The 26062-nt window shown below is 62.4% G+C and carries 35 protein-coding genes; 18 read left to right on the top strand and 17 right to left on the bottom strand.

Annotated elements, in window-relative coordinates:
- The 3 genes from ABT23_RS11905 to ABT23_RS11895 all read left to right on the top strand — a co-directional run.
- A partial coding sequence (locus ABT23_RS11905) for a hypothetical protein (protein WP_296635498.1) occupies window positions 1-508 on the top strand: 508 nt, incomplete at its 5' end.
- A 6-nt stretch (window positions 509-514) separates the two neighbouring features.
- Window positions 515-862 carry a hypothetical protein gene (locus ABT23_RS11900; RefSeq protein WP_296635495.1) on the top strand — a complete coding sequence of 116 codons (348 nt, stop codon included), beginning with the start codon at window positions 515-517 and terminating at the stop codon, window positions 860-862.
- A gap of 17 nt (window positions 863-879) precedes the next feature.
- The gene (locus ABT23_RS11895) at window positions 880-1299 is read left to right on the top strand and encodes a type IV pilin protein (protein ID WP_296635493.1); all 420 of its coding nucleotides are present in this window, start codon (window positions 880-882) and stop codon (window positions 1297-1299) included.
- 42 nt (window positions 1300-1341) lie between these two features.
- Here the strand turns inward: ABT23_RS11895 and ABT23_RS11890 are convergent, their stop codons facing one another.
- The 7 genes from ABT23_RS11890 to murJ all read right to left on the bottom strand — a co-directional run bounded on the left by ABT23_RS11890 (window position 1342) and on the right by murJ (window position 8945).
- Window positions 1342-1512 (bottom strand): PEP-CTERM sorting domain-containing protein, encoded by a 171-nt coding sequence (locus ABT23_RS11890; protein ID WP_296635491.1) that lies wholly within the window; start codon window positions 1510-1512, stop codon window positions 1342-1344.
- 237 nt (window positions 1513-1749) lie between these two features.
- Window positions 1750-2676, bottom strand: a complete 927-nt coding sequence (gene ispH / locus ABT23_RS11885; RefSeq protein WP_296635487.1) for a 4-hydroxy-3-methylbut-2-enyl diphosphate reductase — start codon at window positions 2674-2676, stop codon at window positions 1750-1752.
- Between the two features lie 13 nt (window positions 2677-2689).
- Window positions 2690-3130: an FKBP-type peptidyl-prolyl cis-trans isomerase gene (locus ABT23_RS11880; protein WP_296635482.1), complete on the bottom strand. Its 441-nt coding sequence runs from the start codon at window positions 3128-3130 to the stop codon at window positions 2690-2692.
- Entirely contained in the window at window positions 3127-3600 is a 474-nt protein-coding gene (gene lspA, locus ABT23_RS11875; protein ID WP_296635501.1) for a signal peptidase II, read from the bottom strand. Before lspA ends, ABT23_RS11880 begins: the two co-directional genes overlap by 4 nt.
- A gap of 16 nt (window positions 3601-3616) precedes the next feature.
- A complete protein-coding gene (gene ileS, locus ABT23_RS11870; protein ID WP_296635479.1) occupies window positions 3617-6403 on the bottom strand; it encodes an isoleucine--tRNA ligase in 2787 nt (928 codons plus the stop codon).
- Window positions 6396-7328, bottom strand: a complete 933-nt coding sequence (locus ABT23_RS11865) for a bifunctional riboflavin kinase/FAD synthetase (protein WP_296635477.1) — start codon at window positions 7326-7328, stop codon at window positions 6396-6398. Before ABT23_RS11865 ends, ileS begins: the two co-directional genes overlap by 8 nt.
- Before the next feature lie 78 nt (window positions 7329-7406).
- Complete coding sequence (gene murJ, locus ABT23_RS11860) at window positions 7407-8945, bottom strand: murein biosynthesis integral membrane protein MurJ (protein ID WP_296635475.1); 1539 nt, start codon at window positions 8943-8945, stop codon at window positions 7407-7409.
- A gap of 191 nt (window positions 8946-9136) precedes the next feature.
- Between murJ and rpsT the strand changes: the two genes are divergently transcribed.
- Window positions 9137-9400 carry a 30S ribosomal protein S20 gene (gene rpsT / locus ABT23_RS11855; protein ID WP_296635472.1) on the top strand — a complete coding sequence of 88 codons (264 nt, stop codon included), beginning with the start codon at window positions 9137-9139 and terminating at the stop codon, window positions 9398-9400.
- Window positions 9401-9489: 89 nt separating this feature from the next.
- Here the strand turns inward: rpsT and ABT23_RS11850 are convergent, their stop codons facing one another.
- Complete coding sequence (locus tag ABT23_RS11850; RefSeq protein ID WP_296635470.1) at window positions 9490-9771, bottom strand: DUF3579 domain-containing protein; 282 nt, start codon at window positions 9769-9771, stop codon at window positions 9490-9492.
- Between the two features lie 263 nt (window positions 9772-10034).
- Here ABT23_RS11850 and ABT23_RS11845 point away from each other — a divergent pair, with 263 nt between their 5' ends.
- The 10 genes from ABT23_RS11845 to ABT23_RS11800 all read left to right on the top strand — a co-directional run bounded on the left by ABT23_RS11845 (window position 10035) and on the right by ABT23_RS11800 (window position 16669).
- Entirely contained in the window at window positions 10035-10535 is a 501-nt protein-coding gene (locus ABT23_RS11845; protein WP_296635468.1) for a urate hydroxylase PuuD, read from the top strand.
- Window positions 10536-10641: 106 nt separating this feature from the next.
- Window positions 10642-11823, top strand: coding sequence for an acetylornithine transaminase (locus ABT23_RS11840; RefSeq protein WP_296635464.1), 1182 nt, complete (start codon window positions 10642-10644; stop codon window positions 11821-11823).
- Window positions 11823-12740 carry an ornithine carbamoyltransferase gene (gene argF / locus ABT23_RS11835; RefSeq protein WP_296635460.1) on the top strand — a complete coding sequence of 306 codons (918 nt, stop codon included), beginning with the start codon at window positions 11823-11825 and terminating at the stop codon, window positions 12738-12740. The genes ABT23_RS11840 and argF overlap by 1 nt, the downstream gene beginning before the upstream one ends.
- Complete coding sequence (locus tag ABT23_RS11830) at window positions 12737-12976, top strand: DUF2283 domain-containing protein (RefSeq protein WP_296635457.1); 240 nt, start codon at window positions 12737-12739, stop codon at window positions 12974-12976. Before argF ends, ABT23_RS11830 begins: the two co-directional genes overlap by 4 nt.
- Before the next feature lie 11 nt (window positions 12977-12987).
- Window positions 12988-14217, top strand: coding sequence for an argininosuccinate synthase (locus ABT23_RS11825; RefSeq protein ID WP_296635455.1), 1230 nt, complete (start codon window positions 12988-12990; stop codon window positions 14215-14217).
- A gap of 2 nt (window positions 14218-14219) precedes the next feature.
- Window positions 14220-14531, top strand: coding sequence for a pyrimidine/purine nucleoside phosphorylase (locus ABT23_RS11820; protein WP_296635453.1), 312 nt, complete (start codon window positions 14220-14222; stop codon window positions 14529-14531).
- An 8-nt stretch (window positions 14532-14539) separates the two neighbouring features.
- Entirely contained in the window at window positions 14540-15115 is a 576-nt protein-coding gene (locus ABT23_RS11815; protein WP_296635450.1) for a hypothetical protein, read from the top strand.
- 5 nt (window positions 15116-15120) lie between these two features.
- Window positions 15121-15606 (top strand): YajQ family cyclic di-GMP-binding protein, encoded by a 486-nt coding sequence (locus ABT23_RS11810; protein WP_296635447.1) that lies wholly within the window; start codon window positions 15121-15123, stop codon window positions 15604-15606.
- Between the two features lie 16 nt (window positions 15607-15622).
- Window positions 15623-16168, top strand: a complete 546-nt coding sequence (locus ABT23_RS11805; protein WP_296635446.1) for a DJ-1 family glyoxalase III — start codon at window positions 15623-15625, stop codon at window positions 16166-16168.
- A 66-nt stretch (window positions 16169-16234) separates the two neighbouring features.
- Complete coding sequence (locus ABT23_RS11800; RefSeq protein WP_296635444.1) at window positions 16235-16669, top strand: CBS domain-containing protein; 435 nt, start codon at window positions 16235-16237, stop codon at window positions 16667-16669.
- Between the two features lie 21 nt (window positions 16670-16690).
- Here the strand turns inward: ABT23_RS11800 and ABT23_RS11795 are convergent, their stop codons facing one another.
- The 5 genes from ABT23_RS11795 to ABT23_RS11775 all read right to left on the bottom strand — a co-directional run bounded on the left by ABT23_RS11795 (window position 16691) and on the right by ABT23_RS11775 (window position 19210).
- Complete coding sequence (locus tag ABT23_RS11795) at window positions 16691-17200, bottom strand: DsrE family protein (protein WP_296635441.1); 510 nt, start codon at window positions 17198-17200, stop codon at window positions 16691-16693.
- Between the two features lie 33 nt (window positions 17201-17233).
- A complete protein-coding gene (gene rsgA, locus ABT23_RS11790; RefSeq protein ID WP_296635439.1) occupies window positions 17234-18007 on the bottom strand; it encodes a ribosome small subunit-dependent GTPase A in 774 nt (257 codons plus the stop codon).
- Window positions 18008-18108: 101 nt separating this feature from the next.
- Entirely contained in the window at window positions 18109-18483 is a 375-nt protein-coding gene (locus tag ABT23_RS11785) for a CZB domain-containing protein (protein ID WP_296635436.1), read from the bottom strand.
- A gap of 64 nt (window positions 18484-18547) precedes the next feature.
- Window positions 18548-18889 (bottom strand): 4a-hydroxytetrahydrobiopterin dehydratase, encoded by a 342-nt coding sequence (locus ABT23_RS11780; RefSeq protein ID WP_296635433.1) that lies wholly within the window; start codon window positions 18887-18889, stop codon window positions 18548-18550.
- 12 nt (window positions 18890-18901) lie between these two features.
- Window positions 18902-19210 carry a cytochrome c gene (locus tag ABT23_RS11775; protein ID WP_296635429.1) on the bottom strand — a complete coding sequence of 103 codons (309 nt, stop codon included), beginning with the start codon at window positions 19208-19210 and terminating at the stop codon, window positions 18902-18904.
- 110 nt (window positions 19211-19320) lie between these two features.
- On the opposite strand from ABT23_RS11775, the gene orn reads away from it, so the two are divergent.
- Window positions 19321-19869, top strand: a complete 549-nt coding sequence (gene orn / locus ABT23_RS11770; RefSeq protein WP_296635427.1) for an oligoribonuclease — start codon at window positions 19321-19323, stop codon at window positions 19867-19869.
- Window positions 19870-19922: 53 nt separating this feature from the next.
- Here orn and ABT23_RS11765 read toward each other — a convergent pair whose 3' ends face one another.
- The 4 genes from ABT23_RS11765 to ABT23_RS11750 all read right to left on the bottom strand — a co-directional run bounded on the left by ABT23_RS11765 (window position 19923) and on the right by ABT23_RS11750 (window position 23081).
- Window positions 19923-20585: a PEGA domain-containing protein gene (locus ABT23_RS11765; RefSeq protein ID WP_296635424.1), complete on the bottom strand. Its 663-nt coding sequence runs from the start codon at window positions 20583-20585 to the stop codon at window positions 19923-19925.
- A gap of 37 nt (window positions 20586-20622) precedes the next feature.
- Window positions 20623-21960, bottom strand: coding sequence for a porin (locus ABT23_RS11760; protein ID WP_296635421.1), 1338 nt, complete (start codon window positions 21958-21960; stop codon window positions 20623-20625).
- Window positions 21961-22032: 72 nt separating this feature from the next.
- On the bottom strand, window positions 22033-22479 hold the full coding sequence (locus tag ABT23_RS11755; protein WP_296635418.1) for a DsrE family protein: 447 nt from the start codon (window positions 22477-22479) through the stop codon (window positions 22033-22035).
- Between the two features lie 143 nt (window positions 22480-22622).
- Complete coding sequence (locus ABT23_RS11750) at window positions 22623-23081, bottom strand: DsrE family protein (protein ID WP_296635415.1); 459 nt, start codon at window positions 23079-23081, stop codon at window positions 22623-22625.
- A gap of 131 nt (window positions 23082-23212) precedes the next feature.
- Between ABT23_RS11750 and ABT23_RS11745 the strand changes: the two genes are divergently transcribed.
- From ABT23_RS11745 to ABT23_RS11735, 3 genes are read left to right on the top strand one after another with little or no spacing between them, the layout of a single operon-like run.
- A complete protein-coding gene (locus ABT23_RS11745) occupies window positions 23213-23767 on the top strand; it encodes an RNA polymerase sigma factor (RefSeq protein ID WP_296635413.1) in 555 nt (184 codons plus the stop codon).
- On the top strand, window positions 23764-24498 hold the full coding sequence (locus ABT23_RS11740) for a hypothetical protein (protein WP_296635409.1): 735 nt from the start codon (window positions 23764-23766) through the stop codon (window positions 24496-24498). Before ABT23_RS11745 ends, ABT23_RS11740 begins: the two co-directional genes overlap by 4 nt.
- Complete coding sequence (locus tag ABT23_RS11735) at window positions 24485-26059, top strand: DUF255 domain-containing protein (RefSeq protein ID WP_296635407.1); 1575 nt, start codon at window positions 24485-24487, stop codon at window positions 26057-26059. The genes ABT23_RS11740 and ABT23_RS11735 overlap by 14 nt, the downstream gene beginning before the upstream one ends.
- The last annotated feature ends 3 nt before the right edge of the window (window positions 26060-26062 follow it).

Here is a 26062-nt window from a genome sequence, read left to right as displayed (position 1 = left end):
CAATACTTACCGTACGACAAGCAATAACACCGTGGCCTGGGACGGGCTTGTATCGGGTGGCACGATGCGCGGCTGGTATATGGACCTCCCCGCATCGGGCGAGCGGGTGGTGAGCGACCCCGCGTTGTATGACAATCGCATCCTGTTTACTACCCTGATCCCCAATGCCTCGACGTGTTCGGGCGGTGGCGATGGATGGCTGATGGAGCTGGATTCAGTGGGAGGCGCGGCGTTGGGCGGGCCTACTTTTGATGTGGACGGGAATGGCGTGGTGAACACGGCCGATAATCTTGGTCCCCCCGGATCGTACGCGTCGGGGGTCAAGAAGTCGTCGATTCCCAGTGCCGTACGCATGCAGAAGAATCCGGGTGGCCCGGGCGGTGGGTCGATGAACAAGTGGACCAGCATGAGCAAGAAAAACACAACGACCAATACTTCGCTTGAAAACGAACTGAACCGCCTGCCTTCCATACAGGATCGTTCGAGTTGGCGTCAGATTTTTCAATAAGGGGCGATGATGAAACTGATGTCCATGATGATGCTTATGTCGGTCGTTTTTTCTACTGGCCAGGCCTATGCCATGACCCGGGTCGATACGCCCGGCCCTGGAAACATGGCGACGGACACACGGACTCAAGTGCAGCAAAGCGGCAAGCTTGAGGCGGTTTATGCCAGTGGCAGCAAACTCGTGATCGACGGGGTGACCTATGCGTACAGTCCGCTGACGACCGTGGTCATGGTGAATGGAAAGCGGAGCACGATCAGCGATCTACGCAGCGGCGACACAATCCAGTTCCAAACCGTGTCGCAAGGCGCGCACCAGCCGGCCTTGTTGACATCGATGCGTGTGCAGAGACGATGACCCGGGAGCGTGATGTGATGAAACTTGGCCATAATTGCAAATCCCAACCCGGGTTCACCTTGATCGAGTTGATGGTCGTGGTGGCCATCGTCGGCATCCTGGCCGCTATTGCCTACCCAAGTTACCAGGATTATGTGCGACGCAGTAAACGTGCCGACGCGCAGGCGATCATGTCGGAAGACGCACAGTTCATGGAGCGCTATTTCACGACCAATGGCACGTATGCCGGCGCAGCGCTGCCCGCGACTCAATCGCCCAAAAGCGGAACAGCCGCCTACAACATCACGTCCACGAATGTGGGTACGACAACCTATACTATACAGGCCGCGCCTACCGGGGCGTTTGCCGATCCCCAGTGCGGTACGCTGACGATGGATCAGGCAGGCAGCCGGACCGAATCTGGAACAGGCAGCCTGGCGGACTGCTGGAAGAGCTGACCTGTCCCGTACCTGGCGTCTGCAAGGCGTGAGGGACGCTGATTACTTCTTTTTGTTGTTGCGATTTTTGGCCCTGACCAAAAACCCCGCCGCGGCGCCGATTCCCAAAAGCCAGAGGGCGCCGGGTTCCGGGATGGGGGAGGGTGCGACTGCGATGGCAAAAGCGGGGGCTGCCGTCGTGGCAAGAATGAGACCTGCTAATAGTTTGCGCATGATGGTTCGTTCTCCAGGTTGAAATAGACGTTTATTGATAGACAGCCATGACGCGAATCGGCTCGATTCCCTCAGGCTTGCCATTCATTAAGCAGGTTTCAGGCCTGATTGAGGTTGCCCTGAAAATTCCTTGAATAACAATCGACTGCGTGGTTGTCATGCGGGCTGTGTAATCCGCGCGGGCCAGGATGTAAAAAAAATCGACAAATCGTGCCAGCCGGCACATGCTTGCTTGGGTCAGTTCAAGCCCTTCGGCAAGGGAAACCCCACATTTTCTTCTGCGCCCTTCAGGTGCGTGACCTGTCCTGCTCCGGATTGGGTCAGGAGGGCGATGACGTCCTGGACCAGGACTTCCGGCGCCGAGGCGCCGGCTGTCACGCCGATATGCTGTTTGCCGGCCACCCACTGCGGATCGATCTCGCTGGCGTTGTCGACCATGTAGGCGGGCACCCCCAGGTTTTCTGCCACTTCCCGCAGCCGATTCGAATTCGAACTGGTTGGTGACCCCACCACGATCACCACGTCGCACTGCGGCGCCAGCGCCTTGACCGCATCCTGCCGGTTCTGCGTGGCGTAGCAGATGTCGTCCTTCTTCGGACCGGTAATGCTAGGGAAGCGTGCACGCAAGGCATCAACCACACGTGCGGCATCATCAACCGATAGCGTGGTCTGGGTGACATAGGCGAGCTTGTCGGGATCGCTGACCTGCAGGGTGGCGACATCTTCCGGCGTTTCGACCAGGTACATACCACCGGTTGACTGCCCCAGCGTGCCCTCGACTTCGGGGTGTCCCTTGTGGCCGATCATCACGATTTCGTATCCCTTGTCGCGCATCTTGCTGACTTCGACGTGGACTTTGGTGACCAGCGGGCAGGTCGCGTCGAACACGTTGAGGCCACGCGCCTCGGCTTCAGTGCGCACGGCCTGCGATACGCCATGCGCGCTGAAGATGACGGTGGCGCCGGCGGGGACTTCGGACAGCTCCTCGACGAAGATCGCGCCCTTGGCCTTGAGGTCGTTGACGACGAAGGTGTTGTGGACGACTTCGTGGCGTACGTAGATTGGCGCGCCGAATTTTTCCAGCGCACGCTCGACGATGGCGATGGCGCGATCGACGCCGGCACAGAAGCCGCGTGGATTGGCGAGAAGAATGGTGGGGGTCATGGGCGTTCCAAGGTCACAGGATGCGGTCGATTTCCACTTCGAATTCGATGGATAGATCAGCGAGCGGGTGGTTGAAATCGACCTTCACTGCGTCATCGCCGATTTCCAGGATGCGGCCGGCCAGCGTCTGGCCGTTTGGCATGGCGAATTCGACCAGCTGGTCGACTGCAAATTCCATATCGGCGGGCAGGTCGGTTTTTGGCAATGTCTGGATTAATTCAGCGTGGCTGGCACCGAATGCCTGCCAAGGATCGAGCAGGAAGACGTGACGTTCTCCGGGATGGAGGTCGACCAACCACTGTTCAAGCATCGGCGCCAGGGTGCCGTCGCCGAGCGTTACGGTCTCGGGGTCGGCGTCGTCGAAGTTGGAAATGATGTCTTCTTCGCCGCCGCGCGGGCGCAGCGCATAGCGCAGCAGCAGCGTGTCGCCGGCGGCAACCGTACGCACACTCATGGTTTGTTTGCCGAGACGTGCTTGCCGCGCAGGCTGTCCCAGATCAGCAGGGCGGCGCCGACGGTGATGGCGGAATCCGCGACGTTGAACGCCGGCCAGGCGAAGCCCTTGTAATGGAAATACAGGAAATCCACCACATGGCCGAGCACCACACGGTCGAGTACATTGCCGAGCGCGCCACCAAGCACAAGCGCGAGTGCGAGCGCCAGACGCGAGTCATGGGCATGGCGTTTCAGCAGACGCACGATGACCACGGTTGCGACGATTCCCACCGTAATGAAGAACCAGCGCTGCCAACCGCCTGCGTCAGCGAGGAAACTGAATGCCGCGCCGGTGTTGTGCACCAACACCAGCGAAAAGAACGGCAGCACCGGGATGGCTTCCTGATAACCGAGCGCGGACGATATCCAGAACTTCGTCAGGTGGTCGAGCACGATCACTGCCAGTGCGACTCCCAGCCATTTGCGCATGGCCGGATTCAGTAGATCAAGCATGGCTGCGTACCTCGCCTTTGCCGCTCAGATTGGCGACGCAACGGCCGCATAGGCCAGGGTGACCGGCGTCAGCGTCGACGTCGTCGCGGTAATGCCAGCAGCGCTCGCATTTCTGCGCTGTGCTCGGCGTGACGTCCACGCGGTCGGCCTCGGCTGCGACGAGGTGCGCCTGCGAGGTGATCAGCACGAAGCGCAGGTCGTCGCCCAGGGGTGCCAGCAGGGTCTGGGTGGCGGGGCTGGCGTGCAACGTGACCTCGGCCTGCAGCGAGGAACCGATGCCGCCGGCGACGCGCACGGTTTCCAGTTCCTTCTGCACCTCGGCACGCACGGCGCGGATGCGGGCCCAGCGGTCGAGCAGATCCCCTTCATCGGCCTGCGCCGGCAGGTCATGCCAGGTGTGGAGGAATACCGAATCGTTCTCGCCCGCCAGCTGCGTCCACACCTCCTCGCCGGTGAACGACAGGATCGGCGCCATCCAGCGCGTCAGCGCGTGGGTCAGGTGGTACAGCGCGTTCTGTGCCGCGCGGCGGGCGCGGCTGTCGGCGCCGCTGGTGTAGAGGCGGTCCTTGAGGATGTCGAGGTAGAAGCCGCCGAGGTCCTCGGAGCAGAAGCCTTGCAGCTTCTGCACGATGAAGTGGAACTCGTAGGCGTCGTAGTGCGCCTGCAGTTCGCCCTGTAGTTGGCGCGTCATCGCCAGTGCGTAGCGGTCGATCTCCAGCCAGTCGGATACCGGCAGCGCGTGGGCGTGCGGGTCGAAGTCGGACAGGTTGGCGAGCAGGAACTTCAGCGTGTTGCGGATCCGCCGGTAGCTTTCCACCACGCGCTTGAGGATTTCGTCCGAGATGGTGAGCTCGCCGGAATAGTCGGTGGTCGCCACCCACAGCCGCAGGATGTCGGCGCCGTACTGGTCCATCACCTTTTGTGGCGAGACCACGTTGCCCTTCGACTTGCTCATCTTGTGACCCTTGCCGTCCACCACGAAGCCGTGGGTCAGGAGCGCATCGTAGGGCGCGCGTCCGTCGGTGGCGCAGCCGGTGAGGAGCGACGACTGGAACCAGCCGCGATGCTGGTCCGAGCCTTCCAGATAGAGATCGGCCGGGTGCGCGAGTTCGGGGCGGCGCTTCAGCACGCAGGCGTGGGTGACGCCGGAATCGAACCAGACGTCGAGCGTGTGGCCGGTCTTGTCGTAGTGCTCGGCGTCGGCACCCAGCAGCTCGGCCGGGTCGAGCGCGAACCAGGCCTCGATGCCGGCCGCCTCGACGCGCTGCGCCACGATCTCCAGCAGTTCCGCGGTGCGCGGGTGCAGTTCACCGGTTTCCTTATGGGTGAAGAAGGGCATCGGCACGCCCCAGTTGCGCTGGCGCGAGACGCACCAGTCGGGACGATTGCGGATCATCGCCTCCAGCCGCGCCCGCCCCCAGGCCGGGAAGAACTGGGTCGCATCGACCGCGGCCATCGCCTGCTCGCGCAGGGTTTTCCGCTCCCCGTTCCCCGCTCCCCGCTCACTGGCGTCCATGCCGATGAACCACTGTCGCGTCGCGCGGAAGATGATCGGCGTCTTGTGGCGCCAGCAGTGCGGGTAGCTGTGCAGCAGCTTCTCGTGCGCCAGCAGGTTGCCGCTGGCCTCGAGCGTCTCGACGATCAGCGGGTTGGCCTGCCAGATGCTCATGCCGCCGACCAGGGGCACGCTGGCGTAGAAGCGACCGTCGTCGCCCACCGGGTTGTCGACCTTGAGGCCGTAGCGGCTGCCGACGACGTAGTCGTCGAGGCCATGGCCGGGTGCGGTATGCACCGCGCCGGTACCGGCGTCCGCCGTGACGTGGTCGCCCACGATCACCGGTACCTGGCGTTCCTGGAAGGGGTGCCACAGCAGCACGCCTTCGAGCGCCTGGCCGGTGGTGTGCGCGATGACCTCGGCGCCGTCGGCGAGGCCGTAGCGCGTCAGTGCAGCTTCGCGCAGGCTGTCGGCGAGGATCAGCAAGCCCTTGGCCGTGCGCACCAGCGCGTACTGGAAATCGGGATGCAGCGCCACCGCCTGGTTGGCCGGCAGCGTCCACGGCGTGGTGGTCCAGATGACGATCTGGACCGGTCCGTCGATCGCAGCAATGTCGAAGCGGCGCGCGAGGTCGGCGTGGTCGGCCACGGCGAAGCCGACGTCGATCGCGGGCGAGGTCTTGTCCTCGTATTCGACTTCGGCCTCGGCCAGCGCCGAGCCGCAGTCGACGCACCAGTGCACCGGCTTGGCGCCCTGGTAGAGATAACCGGCCTGCTGGATCTGTCCCAGCACGCGCAACTGCTCGGCCTCGAACTGGAAATCCATCGTGCGATAAGGATTCGCCCAGTCGCCGATCACGCCGAGGCGGATGAAGTCGGCCTTCTGCCGTTCGATCTGTTCGGCGGCGTAGGCGCGGCACAGTTCGCGGAACTGTGACGGGGGGATGTCCTTGCCGTGGGTCTTCTCCACCTGCAGTTCGATCGGCAGCCCGTGGCAGTCCCAGCCTGGCACGTAAGGCGCGTCGAAGCCGGACAACGTCTTCGCCTTGACGATGATGTCCTTGAGGATCTTGTTGACCGCATGGCCGATGTGGATGTCGCCATTGGCGTAGGGCGGGCCGTCGTGCAGGATGAACTTGGGGCGGCCGGCCGCGACCTGGCGGATCGCCTCGTAGCGTTTCTTCTCCTGCCAGCTTTTCACCCACCCGGGCTCGCGCTTGGCGAGGTCGCCGCGCATCGGGAAGGGCGTGTCGGGCAGGTTGAGCGTGCTCTTGTAGTCAGGCATGACGTTGCTTCATGAATTGTTTGGCGTTGTCGACGTCGCGGCGGATTTGCGCAACGAGGCTGTCGAGGTCGGGGTATTTTGCTTCGTCGCGCAGCTTGTGGAGAAACTCCACGCGCACGCGGCGAGCGTAAATGTCGGCGTTGAAATCGAACAGGTGCACTTCGAGCACGGGTACGGCGTCCGCGCCCTTGACGGTAGGGCGCTTGCCCAGGCTGGCCACGCCCGGCAGCGGGGCGCCGTTGAGGCCGCAGAGTTCGACCGCGAAGATCCCCATGAGCGGCGGCCGGTTGTGCTTGAGCTGGATGTTTGCGGTGGGAAAACCGATGTCGCGCCCGAGCTTGTCGCCGTGCACCACGCGCCCGGAGATGCTGTAGGGCCGGCCGAGCAGACGTGCAGCATGATCGAGTTCGCCGGCGGCCAGCGCACTGCGCACTGCCGTGGACGAGGCGCGTTCCCCCGCCACTTCGACCGTGGGCAGGAATTCGGCGTCGAAACCGAGCGACTGGCCCGCGGATTGAAGCAAGGAAAAATCGCCCGCGCGCTTGGCGCCATAGCGGAAATCGTCGCCGACCAGCACGTATTGCGCCTGCAGCGTACGCCCCAGCACCTGTTCGATGAAGGCGTCGGCCGTCAGGGCCGAGAAGGCGCGGTCGAACCGGAATACGTGCAGCCGATCGATGCCCAGCCGTTGCAGGTGCTCGGCCTTCTCGCGCAGGCTGGACAGGCGCGCGGGGGCCTGGTCGGGCGCAAAAAATTCGCGCGGATGCGGCTCGAAGCTCAGCACGCAGGTCGGCAGGCCGCGTGTCCGTGCCACGTCCTGCAAACGGGCGAGCATGGCCTGGTGACCGAGGTGCAGACCGTCGAAGTTGCCGATGGTGACCGCGTGGGGTGTGCCGAGTGGACGAAAACCGTGGGTGATGCGCATTGCGGGCGAGGCGCCGAAAAGGACTTATTCTAGCCGATTCAGGCCTTTGCAGGCCGCTGGCGGCCCCGGGAAGGGCTGTTATTCCGCGGCGCGCCGGACGAACTGCCGCGGCCGGAAGCCCATCAGCCCGAGCGCCGCAAAATACAGCGCGATGCCGCCGCCGACCAGCAGCGCCAGCCGTGCCAGCCGTTCGTAGGAGCGGGCGGTCAGCCACCATTGCGTCTCGCCCATGGCGAAGTAGAGCAGGGCGGCCATCAGCGACACCGCCAGCAGCACGCGCAGGAAGTAGGCGGTCCAGCCCGGTTGCGGCTGATAGATATGCTGCTTTTTCAGGAGATGCAGCAGCATGCCGGCATTGAGGCAGGCCGCCAGGCCGATCGACAGTGCCAGCCCGGCGTGGCCCAGCGGCCCGATGAAAGCGAGGTTCATCAACTGCGTGGCGATGAGCGTCGTGATGGCAACCTTGACCGGCGTGCGGATGTTCTGCCGCGCGTAAAAGCCGGGCGCCAGCACCTTGACCAGGATCAGGCCGACCAGGCCGAGGCTGTAGGCCACCAGCGCCTGCTGGGTCATGGCGACGTCGTGCGCGTCGAACGCGCCGTAGCGAAACAGCGTGGTGATGAGCGGCACGGCCAGCACCGCCAGCGCGGCCGCGGAGGGCAGCGCGAGCAGCAGGGTGAGCCGCAGGCCCCAGTCGAGCAGCCTGGAATATTCGGCCGGCGAATCGTCGGCGTAGTGCTTGGCCAGGCTGGGCAGCAGGATGGTGCCCAGCGCCACGCCCAGCATGCCGGTGGGGAACTCCATCAGGCGGTCGGCGTAATACAGCCACGACACGCTGCCCGTGGCGAGGAAGGACGCGAAGATGGTGTTGATGAGGAGACTGATTTGCGCCACCGAGACACCCAGCGTGGCAGGCGCCATCAGCTGCAGGATCCGGTGCACGCCGGGGTCGTTGATGTGCCGCGTGGGGCGCGGCAGCATCCCGATCTTCATCAGGTGGGGCAGCATCCAGGCGAGCTGCAGCACGCCGCCCAGCGCCACGCCCCAGCCCAGTGCCAGCACCGGCGGGTCGAAATAGGGGGCCAGCCACAGCGCGGCACCGATCATGGCCACGTTCAGCAGCACCGGTGCGAATGCCGGCACCGAAAATTTGCTGTAGGTGTTGAGCACGCCGGCGGCCAGCGCCACCAGCGAAATGAACACGATATAGGGGAAGGTGATGCGCAGCAGCGTGACGGTGAGCGCGAATTTTTCCGGGTCGGCACGGAATCCCGGGGCGCTGACATAGGCCACCCACGGCGCACCGACGATGCCCAGCAGCGCGACGACGACCAGCGTCAGCGTCAGCGCGGTACCGACCTGGTTGACCAGGATGTGGGTGGCGTCATGGCCCTTGCGGGTCTTGTATTCGGCAAGGATGGGCACGAAGGCCTGCGAGAACGCGCCCTCGGCGAACAGCCGCCGCAGCAGGTTGGGGATCTTGAAGGCGACGAAGAAGGCGTCCGTCAGCATCCCGGCGCCGAACACGCGGGCGATGATGGTGTCGCGTATGAATCCCAGGATGCGCGAGAGCAGGGTCATGCTGCTGACCGCAGCGAGGGCTTTGAGAAGGTTCATGGGGTGACCGGGTTTTGCGCGCATTGTGCGGGTCGCGCGGCCGCGCTGCAACTCCGCGTGCCGCGGGCTTGATTTTTTGTGACGTTGTCCCGTACAATCGCGGGCTTTGGTGAATCAGCCCCATGCCGAATGGGGTGCCTACTAGATTAATTGCCCTGCGCAAGGCGCGGGGTTCACAGGAGCAGAAATATATGGCGAACTCCGCCCAGGCGCGCAAGCGCGCACGTCAAGCCAGCGCCCAGCGCGACAGCAACATGAGCCAGCGTTCCGAGCTCCGCACCGCGATCAAGAAGGTGCGCAAAGCCATCGAAGCCGGCGACAAGACCGCCGCTCAGCAGGTGTTCCAGGCTTCCATGAGCGTGATCGACAGCATCGCCGACAAGCAGATCGTCCACAAGAACAAGGCTGCGCGCCACAAGAGCCGCCTGTCGCTGGCGGTCAAGAGTATGGCCTGAGCGGCGGACGCACCCGGTATAAAACCCCCGCACCACACCATGAAAAACGCCGCATACAGCGGCGTTTTTCATTTCCGGTCCGGCATCGATCAGTCGCCATTCTCGGTCAGCAGTTCGTTGCTCTCGGCAAAGGTCTGTAAAAACCGGTAGGCGTTGGGATCGGCCGCCTTGAGCTTTTTATCCACGACGACACAGCGGATGCCGTCCAGCGTAGTCGGCTGTACATAGGGCGAATAGTTGGTGCGGTTGTTGGGATCGATGACAGCGAAGGCGCCTGCCAAGCGATCGGCCCAGTCACTTGGGCGAAACCGCGAACCCTTGCTGGTGAGGCCGCGAATGATGAAGGGGGCGTTGGCGGTGGCGTCATCCATGGGGTGGGTGGGCGGTGGAAGGAATTGCCGGATTTTAGCATGCAGGGAAAGGCGCGCTGAGGCGGCTTCGCTTGCGCGTTTGCGGCATTTTGAAGATACTGGCGCTGGTTTACCTGACAAAAATTGTCAACAATTCATCAGGAGGAGAAAATCATGAAAAATCCGCTCGATTCGCTGTGGGGAACGGTCATCGCCGGTTTTGTGCTGACCGCCGTGCTGTATGTCTTTGCCAGAAATTTTCTGGGCTAAAGGGAGGCTGGACAATGGAGAATATCAATATCGCAGCAGTCCTGGCCCGCTGGATCCATTTCATGGCAGGCGTCATGTGGATCGGCCTGCTGTATTACTTCAATTTCGTTCAGGTGGCCGCGCTGAAAAATGCCGCTGCAGATGGCACGGCGGGCGGTATCACCAAACATGTCGCGCCGCGCGCCCTGCTGTTCTTCCGCTGGGCGGCGGTCGTGACCTGGCTCGCCGGCGCCGCCCTGCTGGGCCCGCTGTTCGTCGATGCCTTCCTGCTGCGTAACGGCATGGGCGGGATCGGGATTGGCGCATGGCTGGGCACCATCATGCTGTTCAACGTCTGGGTGCTGATCTGGCCGAACCAGAAAAAGATACTGGGCATGGTCACGGCATCCGACGGCGAGAAGAACAAGGCACGCCGGGTGGCCTTCCTGGCATCCCGCACCAATACCATGCTGTCGATTCCGATGCTGTTCTTCATGGCGGGCGGGTGGTCTCATCGGGCGCTTTTCGGCCTATAATCAAGGCGCTGCATGACAAGCACGGCGGCTTTGGCCGCCGTTTTCTATTTCGCTGTTTCATTCTAAGTAGCGCAGCTATTTCAGGACAGCCTGGTTGAGGACTGCCATGACAACACATTTGATGAATACCTATAATCGCCAGCCCGTTGCCTTCGTGCGCGGCGAGGGCGCCTATCTATGGGACGAGGCGGGCAAACGCTATCTCGATGCGGTCGCCGGCGTGGCGGTGAATGGCCTGGGTCACGGCCACCCCAAACTGGTGAAAGCCGTCAGCGAACAGGCGGCTTCGCTGATCCATTCGTCCAACCTGTACCGTGTGTTGCGACAGGAGGAGCTGGCCGACAAGTTGTGTGCGTTGTCGGGCATGGACAAGGCGTTTTTCTGCAACTCGGGCTGCGAGGCCAACGAGGCGGCGATCAAGCTGGCGCGCCTGTATGGCCACAACAAGGGCATCGAGGTGCCGACCATTATCGTGATGGAGAAGGCCTTCCATGGCCGCACCATGGCGACACTGACCGCCACTGGCAGCCGCAAGATCCAGGCGGGCTTCGAGCCCCTGCTGTCCGGCTTCGCACGGGTGCCGTTCAACGATCTGGAGGCCATCCGCCATGTCGCCGAACACAACAAGAGCGTGGTCGCGGTGCTGATCGAGGTGGTGCAAGGCGAAGGCGGCATCAACGTGCTGCCGTCGGAATACCTCGCCGAGTTGCGGCAGATATGCGATGCCCATGGCTGGCTGCTGATGCTGGACGAGGTCCAGACCGGCATCGGTCGCACTGGCACCTGGTTCGGCTTCCAGCATAGCGGTGTTTTGCCGGATGTAATGGCGCTGGCCAAAGGCCTCGGCTCGGGCGTGCCGATCGGCGCCTGTCTGGCACGCGGCGCAGCGGCCGAGGTGTTCACGCCCGGCAGCCACGGCTCCACTTTTGGCGGCAACCCGCTGGCTTGCGCTGCGGCATTGGCAACGCTTCAGACCATTGAAGAGGAGAAGCTGCTCGACAACGCGCGCGTGCGCGGCGAAGCCATCCGCAGCGGCCTGCGCGCAGCGCTTGCCGGCGTGCACGGCGTGGTCGACATCCGCGGCGAGGGCATGATGATCGGTATCGAACTGGATCGCCCCTGCGGCGAACTGGTGGCGGTGGCGCGCGATGCCGGCGTGCTGATCAACGTCACGTCCGATACGGTCATTCGTCTGGTACCGCCGTTGATTTACGGCGAAGTCGAGGTCGATGCGCTGGTCACGGCGGTTTCAGGCATCGTGAAAAACTACCTGCAGCAGGCGGCGTGATGCTGAAACATTTCCTGCAATTCAAGGATCTGTCGCGTGACGAACTGAACTACCTGTTCGAACGCGCGCGGCTGATCAAGTCGCGTTTCAAGCGCTATCAGCCATATCACCCGCTGGTTGACCGTACGCTGGCGATGATCTTCGAGAAAAGCTCGACGCGCACCCGGCTGTCGTTCGAGGCCGGTATGCACCAGCTCGGCGGCTCGGCGATCTACCTCAACACGCGCGACACCCAGCTGGGGCGCGGCGAGCCGGTGGAGGACGCGGGCGAGGTCATCTCGCGCATGGTCGACATCGTGATGATCCGCACCTTCGAGCAGGAGATCATCGAGCGCTTCGCCTCGCACTCGCGCGTGCCGGTGATCAACGGGCTGACGAATGAATACCACCCCTGCCAGATCCTGGCCGACATCTTCACCTTCATCGAGCATCGCGGCTCGATCCAGGGCAAGACGGTGGCGTGGATCGGCGACTCCAACAACATGTGTAACACTTGGCTGCAGGCCGCTGAAGTGCTCGATTTCAACGTGCACGTGTCGACCCCGCCGGGTTACGAAGTCGAACCGGAGCGTGCCAATCTTTACGGAACCGACAATTACGAAAGCTTCACCGATCCGATGGACGCCTGCCGCGGCGCCGATCTGGTGACCACCGACGTGTGGACCAGCATGGGCTGGGAAGCCGAGAACGACGAGCGTCTGAAGGCGTTTGCCGACTGGCAGGTCGATGCCGAGATGATGGCGGTGGCCAAATCCGATGCCGTGTTCATGCACTGCCTGCCCGCGCATCGCGGCGAGGAAGTCACCGCCGAGGTGATCGACGGCCCGCAGTCTGTGGTGTGGGACGAAGCCGAGAACCGCCTGCATGTGCAAAAGGCGCTGATGGAATATCTACTGTTAGGAAAAATCGAATCATGAACATCGCCTACTTCAGGGACATGGACTCGCTCTATGTCGAAATCAGTCCCGAAAATCCCGCGCAGGCGTGGGAGGCACACGAAGGCATCGTGCTCAACCTGTCGGAAGACGGCCGCGTGGTCGGCATCGAGATCGAGAAGGCCAGCCTCGCCACCAATCTCGACATCCTGAAGATCGGTGGCTTTCCTGGCCAGGTCGAGATCATCGACAAGAACACATCCGGTTCCACCCACTGAATACACACACCATGAGCGACATCAAGAAAGTTGTACTGGCCTATTCCGGCGGCCTCGACACCTCGGTCATCCTGAAATGGCTGCAGGACACCTATCAATGTGAAGTGGTCACCTTCACTGCCGACCTCGGCCAGGGCGAGGAACTCGAACCGGCGCGGCAGAAGGCGCTGAAATTCGGCATCAAGCCCGAGCAGATCTATATCGACGACCTGCGCGAGGAGTTCGTGCGCGACTTCGTCTTCCCGATGTTCCGCGCCAACACCGTGTACGAGGGCGAATACCTGCTTGGCACCTCGATCGCGCGGCCGCTGATCGCCAAGCGCCTCATCGAGATCGTCAACGAAACCGGCGCCGACGCCATCTGCCACGGTGCCACCGGCAAGGGCAACGACCAGGTGCGCTTCGAACTTGGCGCCTATGCGCTGAAGCCCGACGTCAAGGTGATCGCGCCGTGGCGCGAGTGGGATCTGCTCTCGCGCGAGAAGCTGCTCGCCTACGCCGAGACCCACGGCATTCCCATCGACATGAAGCATCGCCAGGGCGGCTCGCCGTACTCGATGGACGCCAACCTGCTGCACATCTCGTACGAAGGCCGCCACCTGGAAGACCCCAACGCCGAGGCCGAGGAAGACATGTGGCGCTGGACCGTGTCGCCGGAGAAGGCGCCCGATCGGGCTGAATACATCGAGTTATCCTACGCGAAAGGCGACGTCGTCGCGATCAACGGCCAGGCCATGAAGGCGCATGAGGTGCTGGCCAAGCTGAACGAGATCGGCGGCAAGCACGGCATCGGCCGGCTCGACCTGGTGGAAAACCGCTACGTCGGCATGAAGTCGCGCGGCTGCTACGAAACGCCCGGCGGCACTATCCTGCTGAAGGGGCATCGTGCGATCGAGTCGATCACGCTGGATCGCGAAGTCGCGCACCTCAAAGATGACCTGATGCCCCGCTACGCCAGCCTGATCTACAACGGCTATTGGTGGAGCCCCGAACGTAAGGCCCTGCAGGTGCTGATCGACCACACCCAGCAGCACGTCAACGGTAGCGTCCGCCTGAAGCTCTACAAGGGCAACGTCATCGTCTCCGGCCGCGATTCGAAGACCGATTCGCTGTTCGATTCGACCATCGCCACGTTTGAAGACGACGCCGGTGCCTACGACCAGAAGGACGCAGGCGGTTTCATCAAGCTCAACGCGCTGCGCATGCGCATCGCCGCCAAACTCGACGCACGGAGAAAATAAGCATGTCCCAGTTCGACAATGTCGCCGTCACCAAGCAGGCCAACGTCTATTTCGACGGCAAGTGCGTGTCGCACACGGTCCAGTTCGCCGACGGCACCAAGAAATCGGTCGGCGTGATCCTCCCGTCCACGCTCACCTTCAACACCGGCGCGCCTGAAATCATGGAGACCGTGGCGGGCAGTTGTCGCTACAAGCTCCAAGGCGGCGAATGGAAAACCTGCCATGCGGGCGAATCGTTCAAGGTCCCGGGCAATTCCAGCTTCGACATCGAGGTGGCGGGCGAGCCCTATCACTACGTCTGCCATTTCGGCTGAACCTAGCCATGACCACCGTTACCGTCGTCAGGAAGGCGGGCCGCATCGCAATTGCGGCCGACACGCTGACGAAATGGGGCGGCGGCAAGGAATCCGCCGCCTATGTGGCGAACCACGAGAAGATCATCCGCGTCGGCGACAGCCTGGTGGCGATCACCGGATCGGCCACCTTCAAGCTGATCCTCGCCGACTATTTCGCCTCGCTGGACGAGCCGCCGCAGTTGGACTCGGTGGCGGACATCTTTCGGGCATGGAATACCCTGCACGGTGTCCTCAAGGAGCACTATTATTTGCAGACCGGCGAGGACAAGGAAGAGGACCTGGAGTCCAGCCGCATGGACGTGTTGATCGCCAACCCACGCGGGATTTTCGGCGTGGCGGCGCATCGCACGGTGCAGGAGTTCTCGAAGTTTTATGCCTACGGCAGCGGCAGCCCCTATGCGCTGGGTGCAATGTATGCGGCCTACCGCGCCCCCTCGCTCGATGCCGAGGCGGTGGCGCGGCTGGGCGTGATGGCGGCAGCCGAGTTCCACGACGAAACGGGGCTGCCGCTGCAGTCGTTTGTGATGGATGTTGAGGAGTAATCAGGATGCCGAGTTTCGATATCGTGTCCGAAGTCGACAAGCAGGAAGTGCGCAACGCGGTCGACCAGGTCAACAAGGAAGTCTCCACCCGTTTCGATTTCAAGGGCTCCGACGCGCGCGTCGAGCAGGCCGATTACGTGCTGACGGTTTATGCCGACACCGAGTTCCAGCTCGACCAGGTACAGGACATTCTGTCGCAGAAGCTGGCCAAGCGCAGCGTCGACGTGAAATGCCTGGATGTCGGCAGCGTAGAAAAAGTTTCGGGCAACAAGGTCAAGCGCAGCGTGACGGTGAAGACGGGTGTCGAGACCGAGCTGGCGAAGAAGATCGTCAAGTGCATCAAGGACAGCAAGCTCAAGGTGCAGGCCAGCATCCAGGGCGACAGCGTGCGCGTGTCGGGTGCCAAGCGCGACGTGCTGCAGGACACCATCGCGCTGGTGAGGAAGAGCATCACCGACTTCCCGCTGCAGTATCAAAATTTCCGCGATTGACGAACAGGAGGCGCATATGGCCAAGGTTCTGGTTCCCCTGGCGGAGGGCTGCGAAGAGATCGAAGCCGTCACCATCATCGATCTGCTGCGCCGTGCCGGCATCGAGGTGACGACGGCGGGGCTGAGGCCCGGCATCGTCAAGGCCAGCCGCGGTGTGCAGCTGGTTCCGGATCTTACGCTCGACGTCGCCCTGCAGGACGATTACGACATGGTGGTCTTGCCGGGCGGCATGCCGGGTGCCGCGCACCTGAAGGAAGACGCGCGTATTCTCGATCTGCTGAAAAAGATGGCAACTGCCGGGAAATACACGGCCGCCATTTGCGCCGCGCCGATGGTGCTGGCCGAAGCGGGTGTGCTGAACGGGAAGCAGGCGACCAGTTATCCCGGTTTTCTCGACGGACTGCCCGGTGTCAGCGTCAGCGGGGCGCCCGTGGTACAGGATGGCAAGGTGCTGACGTCGCGCGGTCCCGGCACGGCGATGGATTTTGCGCTGGCACTGGTGGAGACGCTGGCGGGTGCCGACAAGCGCCAGCAGGTCGAGGCCGCCCTGGTCAGGCCATAGCCTGCCAGGCTTCCTCGTTGCTATCATTCGTTCAATACCAAGTGCCCAGTCGACCCGGAGACCACCATGCAGATTCGCGAAATCCTCACGCTCAAGAGCGACACCATCTACAGCATTGCGCCGACTGACTCAGTCGCAAGCGCCGTCGACAAGCTGGTGAGCCTGGGTGTCGGTTCGTTGGTGGTGCTTAAAAATGACGAAATGGTGGGGCTCCTGACCGAGCGCGATGTGGTGCAGGGGATGGTCAAGCAGGGCTGCAATCTCAAGGACGCCGAGGTCAGCACCATCATGGTCACCGAGCCGGTGGTGGCCAACGCCGACGATTCGGTCGACTATGCGCGCGACGTGATGACCAAGTCGCACATCGGACACCTGCCGATTCTCGACGGCAACAAACTGCTCGGCATCATTTCCTTCCACGACGTGGCGCGCGCCTGCCTCAAGGAAGCCAACTTCGAGAACAGCCTGCTGAAGCGTTACATCAAGCACTGGCCGGAATAAGACCGACCCGCGCCGCATGGGCTAGCGAATCGACTCGATGTCGATCGTCTTTTCCAGGACCTTCGGCACGATCAGCGCATAGCCCTGCTGCTGCCAGTACGCCAGTTCGGTGATGGCGTTGGGCACGACCTCGATGAAATCCTGGAAGTCTTCCACCCGGTAGCCGAAATCCGCGGCGGCCTGGCCGCATACCTTGAACTTGACGCCGAGGCTGGCGTAGTAGCGCATGCGATCGACCGCATCCTGATATTTCGCTTCGTTCTTCTTTGCCACCGCTACAATTTCGTTGCCGTGGATCACGACGACGATGCTCAGATCTTCGGGCGAATAGTTGTAGGGCGCTTCCTGCAGGGGATTCATCAGCGAGCGCACCCAGTACAGCGCACTGCCGATTTTCTGCGGATTATCCAGATAGAACTCGAATACGACCTTGGCAGGGGTATACGGCGTCGTCACCCATATTCCGGCCGCTTGCACCGGTGCCATCAGGCCCAGCCACACCAGCATCAACAGGGTCAGGATAGGCTTCATGATGATCTCCTCATTGGCCTGGTCGTGTCTGTTTTATAGGCGCTGGGCGGCGTTCTGCTGCAGGCGGCGCAGGGTCTGGAAGAGCTGCAACCGGCGCGGGTCGATGTCGCCGGCGACGACCGCCTCCTGCAGCCGGCAGCCCGGTTCGGTCTCGTGCTTGCAGTCGCGGAAGCGGCATTGCCCCAGAAACGGGCGAAATTCGACGAAAGCATGCGCCAGCGCGCCGGCATCGAGGTGCTGCAGGGCGAATTCCTGAAGGCCGGGCGAGTCGATGATCGCGGAGTCGGCATCCAGGCGATGCAGGCGGGTGTGGGTGGTGGTGTGGCGTCCGCTGTCGAGTGCCTCGGAATACTCGGCGGTCATCGCGTCGGCCCCCGGAAACAGCGCATTGATGATCGTCGATTTGCCCATCCCGGACTGGCCGATCAGCAGGGTGGTCTGACCCTGCAGCGCCGGCCGCAGTGGCGCCACATCGGTCAGCGCCGACAGCGTGACGAGCGGGTAGCCGAGCCGGGTGAGCAGGGCCAGGCGGTCGCGCGCCGCGGGTGTCTCTGGCAGGTCGGCCTTGTTGAGGATCAGCAGGCTCGCGATAGCCTGGTCTTCGGCGGCAAGAAGGCAGCGCTGCACCAGTTCCATCGAAAAACTCGGGCGTGGCGCCACCACCACCGCGAGTTGGGTGACGTTGGCGGCGATGGCCTTGGTCTTGAAGGCGTCGGAGCGATACAGCAGGCTGGCGCGCGGGAGCACCCCCTCGATGACGCCGGCATCGCCGTCGCGCCGGATTTCGACGCGGTCGCCGCACACCACGCGGAGGTGGCGGCCTTTTACCTGGCAGGGCAGGTCGCCGTCGGGAGTCGCGACGATGAAACGACGGCTGAATGCGGCGACGACCTGGCCTGTCAGGATATTCAGAATCGCGGAATTCCCTCGCTGGCAGCCTTGACCTGGCTGGACAGGCCGATCAGCCGGTGCTTGAGCTTTTCGGACAGTCTGGAATAGTCGCCCTGCAGCAGCTTCTCGGCCTCAACCGTATTTCCGCTCAGATGCAGGTTCACTACCTCCGCAGCGTACTGGTGGAACTGAGCATGCAAGCCGCGAACCTCCTCATAGCGGGGCAATTCGGACATGGCCTTGCCGGCACCGTATATCCACTGTCCCAGGGCGCAACGGTCGTCCAGCCTGATCGTGTCGGGATCGAGCGATTCCGTACTGTTGCCCGCCAGAAACGCGGTCAGGCGCTGCTTCCACATGACGTGGGCGCCGATGATTTCCATCCAATTCATGATCGCGTCAAATCTTCGTAAAATACCGATCGCTAAACGGACGGACGGCTGAGCAACTTGAGGCTCACAGTTCCAGCAGGCTATCGACCTTGGCTGCGCAAATGAAGTCGTTCTCGGACAGGCCGCCGATGGCGTGGGTCCAGAATTCGACCTTGACGGTGTTGTAGCCGACGATCAGGTAGGGATGGTGGTCTTCGCGATGCGACACCCACATCACGGCGTTGGTGAAGGCCTGTGCCTGGTAGTGATCCTTGAATTTGTACTCCTTGGCGATCTTTTCGCCATCGCGCTGCCAGCCGGCCAGGCCTTTCAACAGCGGCGTGATCTGCGCGTCGGTCAGCGGGGCGACCCCGCCTTCACAGGGTGCACATTTCTTGCGGACAAGTTCTTCGACAACGGTGGTCATGACAGTGGATCCTTACTTGAATTTGTAATATTTCTGGTTGAGATAGGCGTCAACGTGCGCCTCGTCTTCAGGGAACCAGCCAGCGCCCGTGTTGGCGTTACAGGCTGAAACGCGGGCGGCGAGTTGCTGCGGGGTTTTGACCTTGCGGTCGGCGCGCGTGTAGATCTTGCTGCCGTCGCCGCCGTACATGCTGACATGGCAGCTGGTGCAGGCCTTGTCGTGCAGGGCCTTGCCGATCTTGGGGTCGCCCTTGGCAAAAGGCGCGGCGTGGACGCCGCCGGTCAGCAGGGCGCCACAGATGAGTGCGGTCACAATTTTCATGGGAATCTCCTCATGGCTATCCGATCATTATCGTCACTGGCCTGCAATTGCGCCAGCGCGGAATGCATCGTGTGCGAAAATGGCAGCCTGTTTTCCGAAGGAACGCTGATATGGCCCTGAACCCCACGCATCTGCTCTGGCTCGACATGGAAATGACCGGCCTGTCGCCCGATACCGACCGCATTATCGAGCTTGCCATCGTCGTCACCGATGCCGACCTCAACACCGTGGCCGAAGGCCCGGTCCTGGTGGTGCACCAGCCCGACGAGGTCATGGATGCCATGGACAACTGGAACAAGGGCACGCACGGCAAGTCGGGCTTGATCGAACGCGTCAAGGCCTCGCAACTGGACGAAGCCGAAGTCGAGGCGCAGATGCTGGAGTTCGTGAAACAGCACGTGCCCGCCCGGACCTCGCCGATGTGCGGCAACTCGATCTGTCAGGATCGCCGCTTCATGGCGCGCCACATGCCGCAACTGGAAGCGTTCTTCCACTACCGCAACCTGGATGTCAGCACGCTGAAGGAACTGGCCAAGCGTTGGCGCCCCGGGCTCTCCGAAGCGTTCAAGAAGTCGAACAAGCATGAAGCGCTGGCCGACATCTACGAGTCCATCGACGAGATGAAATACTACCGGGAGCACTTCATCCGCAGCGCATGAAAAAGCGGCCGGATAGCCGCTTCCGTCGCACTCGCCCGGGTGCAGTCAGATCGTCACAGCTTGTCGATGATCCTGGCACGCAGTTGCTTGTACTCCTCGTCGCTGATCAGCCCCTTCTTATGCAGGGCTTCAATGCGTTCCAGCCGTTCGATGGCTTGATCCCCGGAAGACGGGTTCGGCATCGAACCGGAGCGGCCGCCAGCAGAAGGTGCGGCTGGGGCGGCGGGCCGGAAATCCGGATCGCATTTCAGCTTGGCATGGACATCCTTCGACAGGACGTAGTCGTTGACCTCGGTCGACCAGGTTTCGCAGCCGGCTTTCTTGATGCTGAGCTTGCCGTAATAGCGATAGGAAAAGCCCACAAAGCCCGAGCGGAAGACGTTGCCCGGGACGATCTCGACCGGTGTGGCGCCAAGTTCGCTGCCATCCGCGTAGGCTACGGCGCCGGCAGGCTCGGACGTGATTTTGATTCGCCCGGTCTGGCTCTCGCTGCTGGCGCCCATGCCGGCACAACCGGAAAACACGGTGGCAGCTGCTAGCAGGCCAATCCATCTAAGGCTGGAGGAATGGAATAAGCGCATAGCGTTCCTTTCATTGAAAAGTGTTGATTGGCCTTGCCAAAGTTTAACCGCGGCACCCACCACCTGGGTCAGGCAGTCTTCCGGAAATCGGACAATGTTCCGGCTCTGCAAAGCAAAAAAACCCCACCAGAACATCTGGCGGGGGAGGAGACAACAGGCAAAAACTCTGTAGTTAGAAAATCGCGGTCAACTGCACACCGACCTTGTTGCCTACGCCATCCAGGTTTTTGTTGGCATTGGTACAGGGCGTCGTACTGGCCGTACACTCGAAATTGCGGATTTCGTAGTTGAGCGTCAAACGGGTTTTCGGGTTGAGGTGGTACTGCGCCCCCAGGGTCCATTTCGAGAACGTATGGTCATCGGTGCGGCCCTTGAACAGGTCGACCGTGTCATAGCGGGCATCCAGCTCGAACTTGGTCTTGGGGATGTACCAGCCACCCTCCACATACCAGCCGCTGGCCTTGGCGTCGGCGCCGTTGGTGCTGGCAAAGGTGAAGCTGGGTTTGTCCGGGCCGGCAAAGATCATGCCGTCTGCCGTGATGTACTCAGCCGTGAAGCGGAAGGGTTTTTTCAAGTATTTCAGGCCAAGGCCGGCACGATTCCGATCGTACAGCTTCGCGTTGGCGGTGCTGTCGTTCGTGTTGTCCAGCAAGCGCTTGCCCCACTGGCCCCAGGCGAAGAACTTCAGGCCTTCCGCCCGCGGGCCTTTTCCACCGAATTTCTTCTCACCTGACAGGTAGAGATATTTGTCGTATTCGCCATCGTAATTGCTGAACTCGATCCCGTTTCCATTGCCGATCATTGCGGCGTAGGACACTTCCCAGTCGTTGCCGACATCGAACGCGTCGAATACCTGGGCGCCGACATCGCGGAAGGCACCGACCGGGGTCTTGAAGCCGTTGAGGGTGGAACCGCTTTGCAGCTGGGCCTCGGTCAAGGCGGGCTTGTTAGCCGTATAGCTTCGCGGAGGGAGACGCTCGAGCAATAGCTGGTTGGCGGGCTCGGAGAAATTGATGTAATCGAAGGTCTGGATCCCCTGCAGTGCCTCCTCGGATCCGGGGGTCTTGAACAGGCCGGCGCGGATGCGTGCGCCGGGAATGTAATTCAGGGTGACGCTCGCATCAGTCAGCCTGGCGAATGCGCCATTCCCCGCCGTGATGCCATTGTTGCCCATCTCCAGCAGCAGGAAGTAGTTGATGTGGCTGTCGATCGGGAAGCCGGTGCCGCGCACTCCGATGCGCGCACGGCTGATGTTGAAGCCATCCTGCGAATCCAGGTCGGGGCCGAGCATTTTCGGGGGAACGTATTGGCCCGCTGCACTCGGGTCGCTGAAATCCTTTTGATAGTCTGCCTGGATGAAGCCCCAGACGTTGGCGCGGGCAGCGGCGCCCGGATCCTCGGTCCCCTGGAGCAGCAGCCAGTTGGTTGCGTGGGCGGTACCTGCGCCGGCGAGTGCCAGAGCGCAGGCTGCGCCGAGCAGGGTGCGTTTGAAGTTGTTCGGATTTCCCATAGTGTGTCTCCTTGAGCGTTATTTTGAATTTCAGTGGCTAGTCAGTTGCATTGGCTGTGGCAGCCGAATGGGTCATGGCTTGATGTAGATGTAGCCCTGCTTGACCAATTGGCCGATGCGGACGATGCCGCCTGGCACCACGGTGGCGACGGGATTGAGCTTCGGTGCTTCGCCGAGCAGCTTCGTCATGCCCTTGAGGGTGTTGCCGCACGCCGAGAACCGCACGCCGCTCATGGAAAGCGACTCGATTCGCTTGGCATTGACGTTGTCGGCGAACAGCAGGCGCAGCCCCGGTCCATAGGCGACGACCTCGATTTCCACCTCGCCGGGCGGATAGGCATCGAGCAGGTTATGGACGTTGTTCAGGACGAGCTCCTGCTTGGAGGGGTCCATGTCGTCGATGTGAAGGACGTATTTGTAGTCCGCCATGCTGGGCTCTGCCGACAGGGCAGCAGGCGCGGCCGTGACGATCAGCAATGACGAAAGGGTGAGGAAGAGTGTTCGTAAGAAATTAAGCATTGTCTGTCTCCGCATTGGGATCCGGTTCATGGGTCCAAGTGGCGACAAAACGTCCCCTACATGCATCGAGCATGCAATGTCCCCCCTTGGTTCTTTTAATTGGCCGTCCCGACGGGACGGCAGATCGATCTATTGTTGGATGGTCAGGGCTTCATATAGACATAGCCCTCCTTCGCTTGCAGACGGGCGGTCTCGGCAACGCCGGACGGCACCACGCTGGCTTCCATGATGACGGCGTCAGGGCCCAGATGGCGGGAGTGCAGGGTGTTGTTGCAGACGCGGAAATCGACGCCGCGATTCTTCAGCGCAGCGACCTGGGGTTCGAAGGCGCCCTTGTCGTCCTTGGCGTCATTGAGCAGAAAATCGATGCCCTTTCCGTGGGTCACGACGACGATCTTGGTGTTCGGGTCGGCGTTGAGTTCGTTGTCGACATTGCGCATAGCGGCGCGGGCAACGGAGGCGTCGTTGATGTGGTACACCACTTTTATCGCATCGGAGGCTGCAGCGGCTGGTGCAGCCGCCTCGGCGGGTTGGGCGGCGTGAGCCATGGGGGCGGTTGCCAGCAGCAGGGCGGCCAGCAACGGGGTCAAGGTGCGTGTCATGATGTGTCTCCTCTTGATAAACCGGCTTTATCGGCACCGGTATTTAGAAGACGTGCCAAGTGGCACGCTTATTCCATTTCGCCGCATGTTTATTTATGGAATAAATGGACTACCTTCCGCGTCTACAAAATATGCTTATGATCAGCCGCTTCCTGTTCGGCCCTTTCCGCCCCGGCATCGAGGCGCAACGCCCGGTGCTCTACCGGATTGCCTATGCCTGGTGTCACGACACGGCGCTGGCCGACGACCTGGTGCAGGAAACCCTGTCCAAGGCCTGGACACGACGTGCCCAGTTGCGCGATGAGGCGGCCTTGAAGGCCTGGATGGTGTCGATCATGAATCACTGCTGGCTCGACCATCTGCGCCGCCGGCGCGACTTCGAGGACGTCGAGGACTGGCAGGACGAGCTCGAGTCCAGTGCCGATACCCCGGAGGCTAGCTGCAACCGGGAGCAGGTGATCGCCTCGGTACGGTCGGCGGTGGCATGCCTGCCCATGGGGCAACGCCAGGTGCTGACGCTGGTGGACCTGGAGGAATTCGGCTATGCCGAGGTGGCTGACATTCTGGATATACCGGTCGGTACCGTGATGAGTCGTCTGTCGCGCGCGCGCGCAAACCTGAAAAACTTGCTGGATACAGCCATGCAGCGGCCCACGACAAAGCCGCTGTTGAGGAGAGTGAAATGAACCCCGCCGTTTCGGATGAAACCCTGCACGCCTTTGTCGATGGTGAGCTCGACGTGGCCGAAAGTGAAAGACTGATTGCGCGGATGCGCGATGACAAGGACCTGGCGCAACGTGTGTGTGCCCTGCGCAGTTTGCAAACCATGGTGCGGCTGGCCTATGTCGAGCCGCCTGTTGCGGAGGGACGGAATGCACGTGCCACGCCGCGGCGCCAGTTCTTGCAGCGCTGTGCTTTCGCCTGCCTGGCGGTGTTTGCGGGCCTCAGTGCCGGCTGGGCGTTGCGTGGCACGGAATCGCAGGCGGTGGCCAAGGTGCCCGTGGCCGCCCAGGCGGGCTTTCAGGTGGTCAGCCTGACGCATGCGGCAGACCCGAATCGGGTTCTCCTGCATATCGACAGCTCGGCGCCAGCCAAGATGCTGGCAGTGCTGGACCAGGCCGAACGCCTGCTTGACGCCGCGGACCGGCAGGGGCGCACCATGCAACTCGAGATCATTGCCAACAGCCACGGGCTTGATCTGCTGCGCGCAGGCCATAGTCCTTACGCCGAGCGTATCGCGCGCATGACGCAGCGCCACGCCAACAACCTGCACTGGGTGGCGTGCGGTCAGTCCATTGCCCGGCTCCGCAGCGACGGCGAAAAGGTTGTGCTGCTGCCGGCCACCCAGACCGCGCCGACCGCCCTCAAGGAAATCGTCACCCGGCTCCAGCAAGGCTGGACCTATGTCCGGGTTTGAGCGCAGGCCTGCTCGTTTCACCCTGCTGCTGATTCTGCTGCTGCCGGTTCCGGCCAGCGCGGCCCCGCTGGTCAACCAGCTTGCCGATCATCCGTCACCCTATCTCGCCCTGCATGGCCACGATCCCGTGGCCTGGCAGGAATGGAACGCCGCCACGATCGCGCGTGCGCGACGGGAAAACAAGCTGCTGTTCGTTTCAGTCGGCTATTTCGCCTGCCACTGGTGTCATGTCATGCAGCGCGAAAGCTATAGGAACCCGCACATTGCGGCCTTGCTCAACCGCGATTTCATCCCCGTCAAGGTTGATCGTGAACTCAACACCGGACTCGACGACGCCCTGCAAACATTTTCCGCACGCCTGCAGGGCGCCGCGGGCTGGCCCCTGAATGCCTTCGTGACGCCGGAAGGCTATCCCGCCTTCGTCGTCTTGTATGTGCCCCCCGACGGGTTCCAAACCTTGCTGACCCAGCTCTCCGCACGCTGGGCCTCCGAGCAGGCCGACATTCGCCGTCTGGCCGCGTTGGCCGCGCCGCCGCGAGGTGCGCGACCCGCGGATGCGCCGCTGACCGCGGCGCGTAGTGCGAAGGCCTGGGAACGGTTCATGGCGGGCGTGTGGCAGGAGGCCGACACCCTGCACGGTGGTTTTGGCCAGGTCAGCAAATTTCCCATGGCGCCGCAATTGAGTGCCTTGCTGGATCGACAGGCGCAGCACCCTGACGCCGGACTGGCCGATTTTCTGCGCCTGACGTTCGACCAGATGGCTGTGCGTGGCATGCGGGATCACATCGGCGGCGGCTTCTTCCGCTATACCGTCGACCCCGGCTGGGATACGCCGCATTTTGAAAAGATGCTCTACGACAATGCACACTTGGCCATGCTGTACCAGCGCGCGGCGACACTACTGGATCGGCCGCGCTATCGCGAGATTGCCCGCGGGACGCTCGGCTTCATGCGGGACGAGTTGGGGGATGCCAACGGCGGTTTCTATAGCAGCACGTCGGCGGTCGACGCGGCCGGCCGGGAAGGGGCCACCTATCTGTGGGAGCCCGACGAACTGCAGCGGCGACTGCCTCCGGAGGTCTATGCTGCCGTGCGCCGGGTGTGGCGCCTCGATGTGCCGCGCAGCCTTGAAGCGGGTTATCTGCCTGCGGAATATGTCTCCCCAACGGCGGACGAACGGCCCTTGCTGGCCGAGGCGGCGCGCATCCTGTATCCCTTGAGACGGGGGCGCAGCCTGCCCAAGGACGACAAACTGAATGCCGGCCTGAACGGTCTCGCGTTGTCGGCGTTCAGCCAGGCCAGCCGGCTCGATCCGGGCTACCGCCGGGAGGCCGACCGCTTGTTTCCTCTTGACGCGGCTGGCCAGGGACGGCCGGCTGGTGAAAGCGATGGCGCATGGCCAGGTCCTGCCGGATGCGGAGCTGGAGGATTACGCCTATGTGGTGCAGGGTCTGCTCGACCATGCCGATGCCACGGGCAACGCACAATCGCGCGAACGGGCCCGGCAGCTTGCCCAGACCGCCTGGCGCTTGTTCTGGCATGCGGAGGGCTGGAAGCGTGAGGC

Origin of the sequence: Thiobacillus sp. SCN 63-57 (assembly GCF_001725555.1) — a bacterium.
Classification (GTDB): domain Bacteria; phylum Pseudomonadota; class Gammaproteobacteria; order Burkholderiales; family Thiobacillaceae; genus Thiobacillus.
Note: the sequence above shows the minus strand (reverse complement) of the source record. Positions and strands in the feature narration are given on the sequence as shown.

Coding starts and splice junctions, on each gene's coding strand:
- ABT23_RS11765 (WP_296635424.1), bottom strand. CDS start 20,585: ATGTTCTGGTGGGGTTTTTTTGCTTTGCAGAGCCGGAACATTGTCCGA.
- ABT23_RS11840 (WP_296635464.1), top strand. CDS start 10,642: ATGACAACACATTTGATGAATACCTATAATCGCCAGCCCGTTGCCTTC.
- ABT23_RS11865 (WP_296635477.1), bottom strand. CDS start 7,328: ATGCGCATCACCCACGGTTTTCGTCCACTCGGCACACCCCACGCGGTC.
- ABT23_RS11900 (WP_296635495.1), top strand. CDS start 515: ATGATGAAACTGATGTCCATGATGATGCTTATGTCGGTCGTTTTTTCT.
- ABT23_RS11735 (WP_296635407.1), top strand. CDS start 24,485: ATGTCCGGGTTTGAGCGCAGGCCTGCTCGTTTCACCCTGCTGCTGATT.
- ABT23_RS11810 (WP_296635447.1), top strand. CDS start 15,121: ATGCCGAGTTTCGATATCGTGTCCGAAGTCGACAAGCAGGAAGTGCGC.
- ABT23_RS11850 (WP_296635470.1), bottom strand. CDS start 9,771: ATGGATGACGCCACCGCCAACGCCCCCTTCATCATTCGCGGCCTCACC.
- ABT23_RS11760 (WP_296635421.1), bottom strand. CDS start 21,960: ATGGGAAATCCGAACAACTTCAAACGCACCCTGCTCGGCGCAGCCTGC.
- ABT23_RS11825 (WP_296635455.1), top strand. CDS start 12,988: ATGAGCGACATCAAGAAAGTTGTACTGGCCTATTCCGGCGGCCTCGAC.
- ABT23_RS11795 (WP_296635441.1), bottom strand. CDS start 17,200: ATGAAGCCTATCCTGACCCTGTTGATGCTGGTGTGGCTGGGCCTGATG.
- ABT23_RS11805 (WP_296635446.1), top strand. CDS start 15,623: ATGGCCAAGGTTCTGGTTCCCCTGGCGGAGGGCTGCGAAGAGATCGAA.
- rpsT (WP_296635472.1), top strand. CDS start 9,137: ATGGCGAACTCCGCCCAGGCGCGCAAGCGCGCACGTCAAGCCAGCGCC.
- ABT23_RS11880 (WP_296635482.1), bottom strand. CDS start 3,130: ATGAGTGTGCGTACGGTTGCCGCCGGCGACACGCTGCTGCTGCGCTAT.
- lspA (WP_296635501.1), bottom strand. CDS start 3,600: ATGCGCAAATGGCTGGGAGTCGCACTGGCAGTGATCGTGCTCGACCAC.
- ABT23_RS11895 (WP_296635493.1), top strand. CDS start 880: ATGAAACTTGGCCATAATTGCAAATCCCAACCCGGGTTCACCTTGATC.
- ABT23_RS11780 (WP_296635433.1), bottom strand. CDS start 18,889: ATGACCACCGTTGTCGAAGAACTTGTCCGCAAGAAATGTGCACCCTGT.
- ABT23_RS11800 (WP_296635444.1), top strand. CDS start 16,235: ATGCAGATTCGCGAAATCCTCACGCTCAAGAGCGACACCATCTACAGC.
- ABT23_RS11750 (WP_296635415.1), bottom strand. CDS start 23,081: ATGACACGCACCTTGACCCCGTTGCTGGCCGCCCTGCTGCTGGCAACC.
- ABT23_RS11845 (WP_296635468.1), top strand. CDS start 10,035: ATGGAGAATATCAATATCGCAGCAGTCCTGGCCCGCTGGATCCATTTC.
- murJ (WP_296635475.1), bottom strand. CDS start 8,945: ATGAACCTTCTCAAAGCCCTCGCTGCGGTCAGCAGCATGACCCTGCTC.
- ABT23_RS11745 (WP_296635413.1), top strand. CDS start 23,213: ATGCTTATGATCAGCCGCTTCCTGTTCGGCCCTTTCCGCCCCGGCATC.
- ileS (WP_296635479.1), bottom strand. CDS start 6,403: ATGCCTGACTACAAGAGCACGCTCAACCTGCCCGACACGCCCTTCCCG.
- ABT23_RS11820 (WP_296635453.1), top strand. CDS start 14,220: ATGTCCCAGTTCGACAATGTCGCCGTCACCAAGCAGGCCAACGTCTAT.
- ispH (WP_296635487.1), bottom strand. CDS start 2,676: ATGACCCCCACCATTCTTCTCGCCAATCCACGCGGCTTCTGTGCCGGC.
- argF (WP_296635460.1), top strand. CDS start 11,823: ATGCTGAAACATTTCCTGCAATTCAAGGATCTGTCGCGTGACGAACTG.
- ABT23_RS11785 (WP_296635436.1), bottom strand. CDS start 18,483: ATGAATTGGATGGAAATCATCGGCGCCCACGTCATGTGGAAGCAGCGC.
- ABT23_RS11890 (WP_296635491.1), bottom strand. CDS start 1,512: ATGCGCAAACTATTAGCAGGTCTCATTCTTGCCACGACGGCAGCCCCC.
- ABT23_RS11740 (WP_296635409.1), top strand. CDS start 23,764: ATGAACCCCGCCGTTTCGGATGAAACCCTGCACGCCTTTGTCGATGGT.
- ABT23_RS11755 (WP_296635418.1), bottom strand. CDS start 22,479: ATGCTTAATTTCTTACGAACACTCTTCCTCACCCTTTCGTCATTGCTG.
- ABT23_RS11775 (WP_296635429.1), bottom strand. CDS start 19,210: ATGAAAATTGTGACCGCACTCATCTGTGGCGCCCTGCTGACCGGCGGC.
- ABT23_RS11815 (WP_296635450.1), top strand. CDS start 14,540: ATGACCACCGTTACCGTCGTCAGGAAGGCGGGCCGCATCGCAATTGCG.
- ABT23_RS11830 (WP_296635457.1), top strand. CDS start 12,737: ATGAACATCGCCTACTTCAGGGACATGGACTCGCTCTATGTCGAAATC.
- orn (WP_296635427.1), top strand. CDS start 19,321: ATGGCCCTGAACCCCACGCATCTGCTCTGGCTCGACATGGAAATGACC.